Origin of the sequence: uncultured Algibacter sp., from assembly GCF_947487605.1 — a bacterium.
In the GTDB taxonomy this organism is placed as follows: domain Bacteria; phylum Bacteroidota; class Bacteroidia; order Flavobacteriales; family Flavobacteriaceae; genus Algibacter_D.
In genome coordinates, this window is the sequence record NZ_CANKXK010000011.1 from 147,300 (window position 1) to 159,130 (window position 11,831).

Here is an 11,831-nt window from a genome sequence, read left to right on the forward strand (position 1 = left end):
TCAACTAAAAAAATTACTTACTTTTGAAGCATGAGTTTTATTAAAACTACCGAACAAGATTCCAACTACAATCATCTAGAAAAGATGTCTGTCTCGGCATTGCTAACAAGCATTAATAATGAAGATAAAACTGTTCCTCTAGCTGTTGAAAACGCATTACCACAAATAGAAATTCTTGTTAATAAAATTGTAATTAAACTAAAACAAGGAGGAAGACTTTTTTATATTGGTGCTGGAACTAGTGGCAGATTAGGGATATTAGATGCTTCAGAGTGTCCTCCTACTTTTGGTGTTCCACATGAATTGGTTATTGGATTAATTGCTGGTGGAGACTCAGCCATTAGAAAAGCAGTAGAATTTGCCGAAGATTCTGAAACCCAAGGTTGGAAAGACCTTAATGCATATAACATTTCGAACAACGATGTAGTTGTTGGCATAGCAGCTTCTGGTACGACACCTTATGTCGTATCTGCATTAAAAGCATGCAATCAAAATAACATTACAACAGGATGTATAACGTGTAATCATAACAGTCCGCTCTCATTAACAGCAAAATTTCCCATTGAAGTTATTGTAGGACCTGAATTTGTAACGGGAAGCTCTCGAATGAAAGCAGGTACAGCACAAAAATTAGTACTTAATATGATAACCACCTCAAGCATGATTCAACTTGGCCATGTAAAGGGGAATAAAATGGTAGACATGCAATTAAGTAATAACAAACTGGTAGATAGAGGAACCAAAATGATAATGAAAGAAATAAATGTTTCAGAAACTGAAGCCTTAAAACTATTAAACCAATACAAAAGCGTGAGAAACGCAATTAAAAATCACAATGATGAAAGAAGAAAATAGAACGGATAAAAAAAAGTTATTTAAAGGTATAAAAACCATGTTATTCGCATTGTTAAGTTTATTTATGGGACCAATACTGCTTAGTTTCGCGTTCAGTCAACCAGATAACAAACTATATATACCGCTTTTGGTTATCGGTTGCGCTATTTCTGCAATGGCTGTAATTATGATGTTTAAAGGTATTAAAACCATTATGGATAGCATGTTTAAAAAGAAAAAAGCTTAAATTTAGTTGCTTACAACCTTCTTAGGTGTTGTTGGATTATAGCCAAAATCAGAATCATTTAAAATAATTCCCAATCGATCAAAAATATAATTAATTATCGCGTAATGGTGAATGGTATGGCTATTAGCTTGTGCTAATAAAGCCCCATAAGTATAGGGGATTTCAATTTTACCTAAGCCTAAATCATCAGATACCGAAAGCTCCTGATTAATATTAATACTTTTAGTATTTAGTTTGAAGATAATTTCCTCTAAATAATTGTTAGCACAATTACATCTAGATTCAACATCTATATTTCTACTTCTTGCAGTTAAATCGATTTTATTTTCTGCTGTAACATTAAGAATACAATCATAAAAATCTAAAATATGTCTAATATGGCTCCCTATACTCGAATGATAAGGAGGCACCGATGCATTGCATAACTGCTCATCTGTTAAGTTATTTAATAAATTTCTAGCTTTTTGAAGCGTTTTAAGGGTAGATTGGATAATAACATTCATGGAATTAAATATAATAAATTATTTAAATCAATCATACTTTAGTCTTAAATCTTATTAACCCTTACATCATTTTAAATTTCAATCTTATTTTAAGTTTATTAACTTTACAAATAGCTATTAACCATTTATATTAATTTGAAAACTATTCACTTCTTAGTTTTTGTCTTAATGACGATTACGCTTTCTGCACAAAAAAATCAGGATGGCGTATCTCGATTGACACCTCCTGAAAAGCAAATATCTTTTCATAATCTTAGCGTAGATCAAGGTTTATCTCAAAATAGTGTTGTAAGTATGGCTCAAGATAGTATTGGCTATCTATGGTTTGCCACTCAGGATGGACTAAATAAGTACGACGGAAAATCTTTTAAATATTACAACAAACAATTTGAAGATGTCACGAAACTTACCTACAGCAAATTGGGTAAGATTTATATTGACAAAACAAATACAATGTGGATAGTTGCAAATTCAGGAAAACTAGAAAAATACAATCCTATAACCGATAATTTTTCTCCCATAAAAAACATCCCTAATGTAAGCACATTATATCAAGAACATAATTTTAATTATTATGTTGGCACCTATAATCATGGGTTATTTTTAATCAATTCTAAAACAAAGGACACCACTCAAATACTAAACAAAGAAGACCGAACTCAAACTATATATGCTTTTCTAGAACTTGAGGATGAAATAATGGTATCTGGATCCAATATGATTTTAAAGGTTTCTAAAGAAGATTTTAGCTATAAAAAAATCGTTTCAGATAGAGGAAATAATATAAACTATAGTACGCTCACAAAGTTATCAGACAGTACTTTTGCTGTAGGCACATACAGTCATGGGCTCTTTTTGATGAATGAAAAAGATAATACTTTTTTAAAATTTTCGGGCTTCAAAGACACCCCCCTTCCTAATGATTTAAATATTGAAGCAACACTTCTTGATAAATATAATCGCCTATGGATAGCAACCTATGGCAGAGGCGTCTATGTGGTTAATTTTAAAGATAAAATAATTGAAAATTTTATGGTGCAAGGTTCTAACCCTTATGCGCTTCATTACAATGACAATTTATCACTTTTTGAAGATTTTACTGGAAATATCTGGGTGGGATCTGATGGTGGTGGATTAAGTTATTACGACGAACATCTTTTAAAATTTAATGTCCTTACCAACGAACAATTACCTCGAAATACTTATGTAGATGTTGCCAGAGCTATAAGTGTCAATCCTATAGATAATACTATATGGGTGGGAACCTCGGGAAAGGGCCTTACTAGAATTGACTACCCAAATAGAATCTTTAATACTCTAAATACAAAAAATTCCAATTTAAAGTCGAATAGAATAATGAGTCTAAAACACATTAACAATGAACTTTGGATTGGCTATCAAGATAAAGGTTTGGATATTTTAAATAAAAATGAAAAGTGCATTCCTTTTAATACAAAGGCAGAAGAAGAATTAATATCGACACCTGTATGGAGTATTTGCGAAGATTCCAATAGCAATATTTGGCTGGGAACTGGAGGAAAGGGCCTTTTAAGGTTTAGTAAAACAGAAGGGATAACTCAACGATTCCTTCATGATACTTATGACAATTCAACAATTGCCAGTAACAATATAAGAGCTATTACTGAAGGTGAAAATGGAATTATCTGGATAGGCACTGAAGATAAAGGATTATGTGTTCTTAATACTCAAACAGAAAAAGTCAACAGAATTATTGACATACCTGACAAAATCAAATCACTTTATTATAATGAAGAAACAGATATTCTTTGGCTTGGTACTAATGGCAATGGTCTAAAAAAGTTTAATACTAAAACCCTTGAAATTAAAGTCTATTCAACCGAAGATGGTCTACCAAATAATGTTATCTATGGCATAATACCAGATAGAAATGATAATTTATGGTTAAGTTCTAATAGGGGTATAACCATGTTTCAGGAAACAAATTCTAGTCTTAATTTGGTTAACTACGATCAATATGATGGATTACAAGCATTCGAGTTTAACACTGGAGCCTATTTTAAGGATCATAACAACATAATTTATTTTGGTGGACTTGATGGCATTAATTGGTTCAAACCAGAGCAGTTAACCTTAAATCAGGAAAAACCACGTACCGTTATTAATGAACTGCAATTATTCAATAGTTCAATTCCGCTAGAAGCAAAAAAGGTTTTTAATCATGATGAAAACACCATAAGTATTAGTTTTTCTGGGCTACATTTTTCTCAACCTGACCTAAATAATTATAAATATCAATTAGAAAATCATGATAATAATTGGATAGAATCTGGTAATAACAACACTGCTTATTACAGCAATTTAAGTCCTGGCAATTACACTTTTAAAGTTATGTCTAGTAATTATGATGATGTTTGGAATGAGTCTCCTGCAAAATTTTCGTTTAGCATAAAAAAGGCATGGTACAATACTGCAATAGCCAGAATAATATACGTGGCTTTAGGAATACTTACTATAATTATAATTTACAGATACTTTAAATGGCGATGGTACATTAATACAAAATTAAGACTCGAACATGCCGAGACAGAACGACTAAAAAATTTAGACGAATTCAAATCGAAGTTATTCACAAATATTTCTCATGAGTTTAGAACACCTCTTACTCTAATTTTAGGACCTGCAGAGCGACAGCTATCAGAAGAAAATCTATCGAATGAAAATAAGGAGGATTTAGCTTTAATAAGTCAGAACGCGAAACGGCTTCTCAATTTAGTCGATCAATTAATCGATCTAAGTAAATTAGAAACTGGTCATTTAAAATTACAAGTAGAAAAAGGGAATTTATCCAATTTAATACACCAATTAATTAGTGCTTTCAAATATCAAATCAAGGAAAAAGAATTAAAATTAAAGGTTAAAGTAAACGACATTGATAATGCATGGTTCGATAGAGATATTGTTGAAAAAATAGTAGTCAACCTTCTAGCCAATGCTGTAAAATACACACCTAAAAAGGGGTTTATAAATTTTAATGCGATGTTGCAAGATGACCATGTCGTTATAACTATAGTTAATGATGGAAACACGGTTAAATCAGAAGAAATTAATAATCTATTTACCCGATTTTACCAAGTAAACTCCAATGCAGATGGTGTAGGCATTGGTTTGGCTTTGGTAAAAGAGCTGGTTACTTTAACCAACGGAAGCTTGATTGCAAATACCATTAACGACGATGAACTTCAATTTACTGTTACCCTTCCAATTTCTAAAAAAGCTTTTAAAGAACAAGAAATAATTGAGCAACCACAAATAGCTACTACAGAAACTTACACCACCAACACATCGCATATAGAAGAAGAGGAAGACATAAATTTAAATTCAGATAAACCTATTGTGCTTGTAGTAGAAGATAACCTACAATTGCGTCAATATATTAAATCTATTCTAAAAGATAAATACAAAGTACTGTTAGCTATAAATGGCAAAAAAGGTCTGAAAAAAGCTTTAAATAAAATTCCAGACCTCATTATTAGTGATATTATGATGCCCGAAATGGATGGTATAGAGTTGTGCAACACACTTAAAAATGATACGCTTACCAGTCACGTACCTGTAATTTTACTAACTGCAAAAACAGGAGAAAGCAACGAATTAAAGGGATTAGAAGTAGGTGCAGACGACTTTATATCTAAACCCTTCAACTCTAAAATTCTGGTGAAACGCGTTGAAAATTTAATCAACTTTAGTAAGTCTCTTCAAAAGCGCTATACACAATATAGTAGTTTGAAACCAAAAGACATTGCTGTTACTAATCTAGACGAAGCTTTTCTCGCAGAAGTTGAAACTATATTTAATAAACATTTATCTGAACCCAATTTTAATGCTCAATCTTTTAGTGAATTAATAGGAATGAGTAGAATGCAATTGCATAGAAAACTAATGGCATTAACAGGTCTGTCTACATCACAATTTATACGATCGCAGCGCTTAAAAATGTCGATAAACTTACTTCAGGAATCCGATTTAACCGTTTCAGAAGTTGCTTACCAAGTTGGATTTAACACAGTTTCCTACTTTATTAAGTGTTTTAAAGAGGCTTACAACAACACGCCTAACGCCTATATATCCAAGGATTAACCGTTTTGTTACATATCTTCTATCATTTGTTACATATCTGATATCCGTTTAGGTATTCTACTCATACTTTTACATCACAAACAATTCTTAATTCCATTTCAAATGATACATGAAGATGTTTTAGAAAAAGAAAATGGTAAAAAGAATATAATTTATCTAAGCATAGACCACCTTAAAAAAGGCACCTATAATCTTAGAATAACCCAAAAGAACAAAATTGTAAAGTCTATCTTTTTTAATAAAGAAAAACTATAAAGATGCTATTAATCGGGAGAAAAATGGGGGTAATGAAATTTAACTAAAGTAGTTATTCCCTTTTTTATCTAAACATAGCATCCTTCTCTAAATCCATTAATAGTAGCTTAACGTAATACGTTTAATTTAAATCATAAAGTATGCATTTAAAGCTTCTACTAATATGTCTCTTGCTCTTCAATTTCCAATTCTCCCACGCGCAACTTATGGACAAACTAAAACAACGTGCCAAAGAAAAAGGTATTAAAACCAGTGAAAATGTTCAGTACGATCAATCAGCTTACGATCCATATATGGAAATGGATGAAGATGAAGGATTAATGGAACTAGAACTAAGTTCTGCCAGTGATTTCTATAACAAAGATGTGGTTATGGAGCTATATAATGATGGTTTACTAGTCCAAACAGCATATTTTGATTCAAATGTAATTGCCATGCGTACAGATTCGAAAGTTAATCCTAGACCCGTCTATCATGACGATAAAGGTAAAATCTACGGTTACGATGATAAGGAAGGCCATTATATCTCAATGAAAATGCTTCCATCTGCCTCAATGGGATTTATGACTGCAGGTCTAACGACTCAGGTTTACAAACTACCGCAGGGACCTTATTTTAATGCACTCAAAGCCCTGGAAGGTGTGAATTCCGGACTCAACTTTTTAATTCTGGAGATGGCATTTATTTATAATACAAGTCATTTTCAAAATAATGAATCTTACATCCCAGAAAATGTGACATGCAATGGTTCAAACAATTGTATTCGCTTTAACTACAATTTTCCAGATTACCCAGGAAGTTATATACAGTTTGATGACCAAGATAGATTAAATGAACTGTATATAAATTCTACTAGTGGTTCATTTAAAGATGAGCCAAAAGGAAAGTTTGTATTCTATTATAAGGACTGTACAGTAGAATTACCAGATGCCGTAGAACAATCTTTAGTTCCCGGACCATTAGGAAAACTCATTCCCTTAGAAAAAGGCTTAGAACCTTGGAAACACAATAAAAAAGACAAACAAAAAAATTAAACGTTATGAAAACCAAATTATTCACATTACTCGCATTATGTTTTTTATTCAGCACACCTGTAGAAGCACAATTTTTAAAAAAATTAAAAAAGAAAGCAGAACAAGCGGCAGAACGAACGATTTTAAGAAAAACTGATGAAATCGTTAGCAAAAAAACCGAAAAAACAATTGATGATGCTGCGTCTGGCGAAAAAAAAGATAATTCTGAAAAAAATCAAAATTCATCTAACGATACCATAAACAAAACATCTTCTACTTCATCTTCCTCAGGAGGTAGTCCAGTGGCTAACCCAATGATGGGTTCAAATAAAGGACGTAAAGGTAAGCTCCCAGAGACATATACTTTTACTTGGGAATTCAAAACCAAATTGCAAATGGTTGGGAAAAAGAAATCACAAAACGGTGAGTATCAAATGAATTATTTTATCAATAAAAACAAAGACTACTATGCCATTGAATATGAAAATGAAGAAACTAAAAAAATGGGAGGCAAAGTAACAATGGTTTTAGATTTTAAATCTGAAGCTATGGTTATGTTTAGCAAATATGGTGACCAAAATATGGCAATGCTTAGCAAACTTAAGAACCCATCAAAAAAGAAAATCAAGGATAAAGATCGAAACTACACTTTTAAAGAAATTGGTACTAAAACAATATTAGGTTACGAATGTTTTGGTATGGAGGTTGAAAACAAAAATTCTTTAGTCAAACTATGGTTCACTTTAGAAGCACCAGTAAACTTTAGTGCCTTTTTTGCATTTTCTAGCGAAGCAGCACCAAAAGGCTTTAGCGATCCGGAGTTGTTTGATATTCTTAAGGAAGAAGCCTTATTAATGGAAATGGATATGAAAGATAAAAAAAGAAATCAAAGTATGTATATGACAGCTATTAGCTTAGAAGAAAAGAAAATGGAATATCATAAAAAAGACTATCGTTTTATGAGTTTGGGTCTGTAGCAACGAACATTTAATAACCAACCAAAAAACCACATTATGACGTCTAAAATTTTTACTTTATTAATTCTTGTACTATTATTTAACTGTAAATCAGACAAAAAAGAAAACAACAATTCACAATCAAAAAATGAAACTACCAAAGAAATAGAGCCAGACTATATAGAAGTTACTACTCGCAGTATGGAATTTATCTGCCCAGACACCATTCCTTCTGGTTGGAACACCTTTAAATATTACAATCTGTCTAACGAAACACATTTCTTTTTAATGGATAAATATCCTGAAGGAAAAACCATAGACGATACTATAAAAGAAGTAGGCCCACCATTCGCAGATGGTATGGCATTGATAAATGAAGGAAAATCAGAAGAAGGCTTTGCCGAATTTAATAAACTACCTGCTTGGTTCTTCGAAGTTATATTCTCTGGGGGTTCAGGTTTAATTGCACCGAAAAACACCTCTATAACTACTATTAAATTAGACCCAGGATACTATATCATGGAATGTTATGTAAAAATGCCTAATGGAGAATTTCACACTTTAATGGGAATGGCAAAACCAATAATTGTAACCGAAGAAGACAGTGACAATAAGCCTCCGAAAGCCGATATAGATATTGTTATTTCCAAAGAAGAAGGCATTATATATTCTGGAAACCTTACTAAAGGAGAGCATATCTTTTCAGTTCATTTTAAAGATCAAAGCCCACATGAACATTTCATTGGGCACGATGTAAATCTGGTCAAGCTATCAAATGATGTCGATTTGGAAAAACTAGAAGCATGGATGAACTGGTCCACACCCTTTGGTTTAAAAACACCTGTTCCAAATGGCGTTACTTTTCTTGGAGGAGTAAACGAATCTCCAGCAGGAAGTACTGGCTATTTTAAAGCGACACTAACCTCTGGTAAATACGCCTTTATTTCCGAAGTACCTAAAAGTAAAGAAAAAGGGATGTTTAAAACATTTTCAATTACTCAATAATAAAAGCATCTAACCAATTTGTTTAATAAATTAAATCAACTAACTATGAAACCAATCTTAACATTTTTTTTAACCACATTTTTAGTAACCATCACTTTTGGACAAAAAGGCATAAATTACAAAGCACTTATTAAAGATGATAGTAATAATGTCCTATCTAATCAAAATATCACAATTGAATTTTCAATATTAGAGGGTCCAGAAATAGATTTTTTAGATGTTCTTTATACTGAAACCCACGCTGCCATCACAGATGCCAATGGTATTGTTATAGTTAATATTGGTGAAGGAACTCCTTCTACCGGTTTTGATGAACATGATTATGAAGATCTCGATTGGGGGCACCCATTTTTTTCACATTTTCTAAAGGTACAAATAGACTCAGGTTCAGGACTAATCAATATGGGTACTACAGAGTTTAAGGCAGTACCTTACGCATTATTTGCGTTAAACTCTAAAAGTACAGGTCTAGAACAAATTGATGAAGGCGGAGGAATAGGGTGGCGATTGATTGGGAGAAACCCCGAATTTTATGGTTCCATTGCCAATAGCGCTGTAGATTTAAGTATAAATTTTGCTCCATCAACAACACATGGAGCAACTGGACGATATTCCACTGCCTTAGGATACCAAACTACAGCGTCTGGTTATGGTTCTTTTGCTTCAGGAATCAATACTATAGCATCTCAGTCACAAGCTACTGCTATTGGAGCAGCTACCACAGCTTCAGGTGTTTCCTCTACGGCAATGGGAATAGGAACTAGAGCAGAAGCTCCTAACTCAACAGCAATAGGTCTTTATAATATTGGTGGAGGTGACCCATTGTTAGCATCATCAACAGATCCTTTATTTGAAATTGGAAATGGAAATTATGTAGATGGAACTAATGATAACCGCACTAATGCGTTAACAGTATTAAGAAATGGAACAATCACAGCCCCTAGTTTTGATATTTCTGAGATTACGGATGATAAAGCTCTAATTACAAAAGAATATGCAGATACAAATTATTCTGGTGGATCTGGAGCATCAACGGGTCTTGAAGCGATTAATGAAGGCAATGGTATTGGTTGGCGATTGCTTGGACGAGACCCAGTTAATTATGGAAACATAGGCTCGAATGCAATAGATTTGAGTGATGGATTTGTAGCATCTTCTGTTTATGGTGCAACTGGTGGTTCTTCATTCGCTCTTGGAAGAAGAAATACAGCTTCAAATTTATTTTCTTTTGTTGGTGGTTTTGATAGTCGAGCAATTGGATATACTTCTTTTTCTTATGGTTATAGTACTATGGCAGACGCTTATAAATCAATTGCTTTTGGAAACAGGAATATTGGAGGCGGGAATTCTGATTCTTGGATAGAAACAGATCCATTATTCGAGATAGGAAATGGCACAAGTTCCATAAGATCAAACGCTTTAACCATATTAAAAAATGGAACTATAAAAGCGCCAAGTTTTGATATCGCAGAAATTACAGACAATAAGGCATTAATAACAAAAGAATATCTGGAAGCTAATATTTCAATACCTAAAGGTATAGAAGCTATTGATGAAGGCAATGGTACTGGATGGAGATTAATTGGTAGAGACCCTGCTAATTATGGTAACATAGGTTCAAATGCAATAGATTTGAGCGATGGATTTGTCGCATCTTCAGTTTATGGTGCAACTGGTGGTTCTTCATTCGCTCTTGGAAGAAGAAATACAGCTTCAAATTCATTTTCTTTTGTTGGTGGTTTTGATAGTAAAGCAATTGGATATACTTCTTTTTCTTATGGTTATAGTACTATGGCAGACGCTTATAAATCAATTGCTTTTGGAAATAGAAATATTGGAGGCGGGAATTCTGATTCTTGGATAGAAACAGATCCTTTATTCGAAATAGGAAATGGCACAAGTTCCATAAGATCAAACGCTTTTACCATACTAAAAAACGGCAACGCTACATTGGCTGGTACACTAACACAAAATTCCGATAAGCGTTTAAAAATAAATATTGAAGATATGCCATATGGATTACATGAAATATTACAAATGAATCCTGTGTTTTATAATTGGAAACGCTATCCAGAAAAGAGAAAATCTTTAGGCCTAATTGCCCAAGACGTACAAACTATTATTAATGAAATTGTACATCAAGCCAAAGATAAAGACAAAACCCTAAGCGTTAGTTATACCGAATTAATTCCTGTAATAATAAAAGCCATACAGCAACAACAGGACATCATTGAGAACCAAAATACAAAGATTGAAGATTTATCTGCACAGATAAACCAATTTGAAGATTTGAGCAAGCGTATTACCCAGTTAGAATCCCTAAACACCCCACAATAATGAAACCGTTATTAATAAGTCTGGCATTATGTATTTGTACATACACTTTTGGGCAATCCATAGAAAAATTTAGTATTGATAGTGGTGGTGACTTTAGTTCTTCAGGAGTTTTAAGTATTCTTTACACCATAGGTGAAGTGAATATTAACGAGGTTGACAATACATTTATACTTTCTGAAGGATTTATTAATCCTAGTATTAGTGAATCATTGGGATTAACAGAATCTGAAATCTATAGCTTTTTAATTTATCCAAATCCAGCCTCGAAACACTTAAATATTAAATACCAAAAAGCACTTAAAAAAGTTGAGATTTATAATATGCTAGGCAAAAGAGTACTATTAACTAATAAGTATAATAAAATTGATCTTAGTCAATTACAGTCTGGCATTTATCTTATAAAAGCTTTTTCAGAAGAGAAAATTTTAACAAAAAAAATAATTGTAAAATAAAAAATCCTCAACAAATAAATGTTGAGGATTCTCAAAAAAGGCGACGACCTACTCTTCCACAAATGTAGTACCATCGGCGCTAATGGGCTTAACTTCTCTGTTCGGAATGG

10 protein-coding genes are annotated in these 11,831 nt (G+C 32.6%); 9 read left to right on the forward strand and 1 reads right to left on the reverse strand.

Features of this window, described 5'->3' with window-relative positions; genetic code table 11:
- Window positions 1–30: 30 nt before the first annotated feature.
- Window positions 31–855 (forward strand): N-acetylmuramic acid 6-phosphate etherase, encoded by an 825-nt coding sequence (gene murQ / locus Q0739_RS12925; RefSeq protein WP_298239159.1) that lies wholly within the window; start codon window positions 31–33, stop codon window positions 853–855.
- Window positions 836–1,081, forward strand: a complete 246-nt coding sequence (locus Q0739_RS12930; protein ID WP_298239160.1) for a DUF6095 family protein — start codon at window positions 836–838, stop codon at window positions 1,079–1,081. Before murQ ends, Q0739_RS12930 begins: the two co-directional genes overlap by 20 nt.
- A gap of 2 nt (window positions 1,082–1,083) precedes the next feature.
- Here Q0739_RS12930 and Q0739_RS12935 read toward each other — a convergent pair whose 3' ends face one another.
- Window positions 1,084–1,584, reverse strand: coding sequence for a hypothetical protein (locus Q0739_RS12935; protein WP_298239161.1), 501 nt, complete (start codon window positions 1,582–1,584; stop codon window positions 1,084–1,086).
- Window positions 1,585–1,719: 135 nt separating this feature from the next.
- On the opposite strand from Q0739_RS12935, the gene Q0739_RS12940 reads away from it, so the two are divergent.
- The 7 genes from Q0739_RS12940 to Q0739_RS12970 all read left to right on the forward strand — a co-directional run bounded on the left by Q0739_RS12940 (window position 1,720) and on the right by Q0739_RS12970 (window position 11,721).
- Complete coding sequence (locus tag Q0739_RS12940; RefSeq protein WP_298239162.1) at window positions 1,720–5,703, forward strand: response regulator; 3,984 nt, start codon at window positions 1,720–1,722, stop codon at window positions 5,701–5,703.
- Window positions 5,704–5,805: 102 nt separating this feature from the next.
- Window positions 5,806–5,958, forward strand: coding sequence for a hypothetical protein (locus Q0739_RS12945; protein WP_298239163.1), 153 nt, complete (start codon window positions 5,806–5,808; stop codon window positions 5,956–5,958).
- Between the two features lie 206 nt (window positions 5,959–6,164).
- Window positions 6,165–6,992 (forward strand): hypothetical protein, encoded by an 828-nt coding sequence (locus Q0739_RS12950; protein ID WP_298239164.1) that lies wholly within the window; start codon window positions 6,165–6,167, stop codon window positions 6,990–6,992.
- Window positions 6,993–6,997: 5 nt separating this feature from the next.
- Entirely contained in the window at window positions 6,998–7,948 is a 951-nt protein-coding gene (locus tag Q0739_RS12955; RefSeq protein ID WP_298239165.1) for a DUF4412 domain-containing protein, read from the forward strand.
- Between the two features lie 36 nt (window positions 7,949–7,984).
- Window positions 7,985–8,932, forward strand: coding sequence for a hypothetical protein (locus Q0739_RS12960; RefSeq protein WP_298239166.1), 948 nt, complete (start codon window positions 7,985–7,987; stop codon window positions 8,930–8,932).
- A 45-nt stretch (window positions 8,933–8,977) separates the two neighbouring features.
- Window positions 8,978–11,269, forward strand: coding sequence for a tail fiber domain-containing protein (locus tag Q0739_RS12965; RefSeq protein ID WP_298239167.1), 2,292 nt, complete (start codon window positions 8,978–8,980; stop codon window positions 11,267–11,269).
- Window positions 11,269–11,721: a T9SS type A sorting domain-containing protein gene (locus Q0739_RS12970; protein ID WP_298239168.1), complete on the forward strand. Its 453-nt coding sequence runs from the start codon at window positions 11,269–11,271 to the stop codon at window positions 11,719–11,721. Before Q0739_RS12965 ends, Q0739_RS12970 begins: the two co-directional genes overlap by 1 nt.
- Window positions 11,722–11,831: the final 110 nt, after the last annotated feature.

What these genes read in the sequence shown, in the direction of transcription:
- Q0739_RS12950 (WP_298239164.1), top strand. Translation starts at nt 6,165, where the DNA reads ATGGACAAACTAAAACAACGTGCCAAAGAAAAAGGTATTAAAACCAGT.
- Q0739_RS12965 (WP_298239167.1), top strand. Translation starts at nt 8,978, where the DNA reads ATGAAACCAATCTTAACATTTTTTTTAACCACATTTTTAGTAACCATC.
- Q0739_RS12930 (WP_298239160.1), top strand. Translation starts at nt 836, where the DNA reads ATGATGAAAGAAGAAAATAGAACGGATAAAAAAAAGTTATTTAAAGGT.
- Q0739_RS12960 (WP_298239166.1), top strand. Translation starts at nt 7,985, where the DNA reads ATGACGTCTAAAATTTTTACTTTATTAATTCTTGTACTATTATTTAAC.
- Q0739_RS12935 (WP_298239161.1), bottom strand. Translation starts at nt 1,584, where the DNA reads ATGAATGTTATTATCCAATCTACCCTTAAAACGCTTCAAAAAGCTAGA.
- murQ (WP_298239159.1), top strand. Translation starts at nt 31, where the DNA reads ATGAGTTTTATTAAAACTACCGAACAAGATTCCAACTACAATCATCTA.
- Q0739_RS12955 (WP_298239165.1), top strand. Translation starts at nt 6,998, where the DNA reads ATGAAAACCAAATTATTCACATTACTCGCATTATGTTTTTTATTCAGC.
- Q0739_RS12945 (WP_298239163.1), top strand. Translation starts at nt 5,806, where the DNA reads ATGATACATGAAGATGTTTTAGAAAAAGAAAATGGTAAAAAGAATATA.
- Q0739_RS12970 (WP_298239168.1), top strand. Translation starts at nt 11,269, where the DNA reads ATGAAACCGTTATTAATAAGTCTGGCATTATGTATTTGTACATACACT.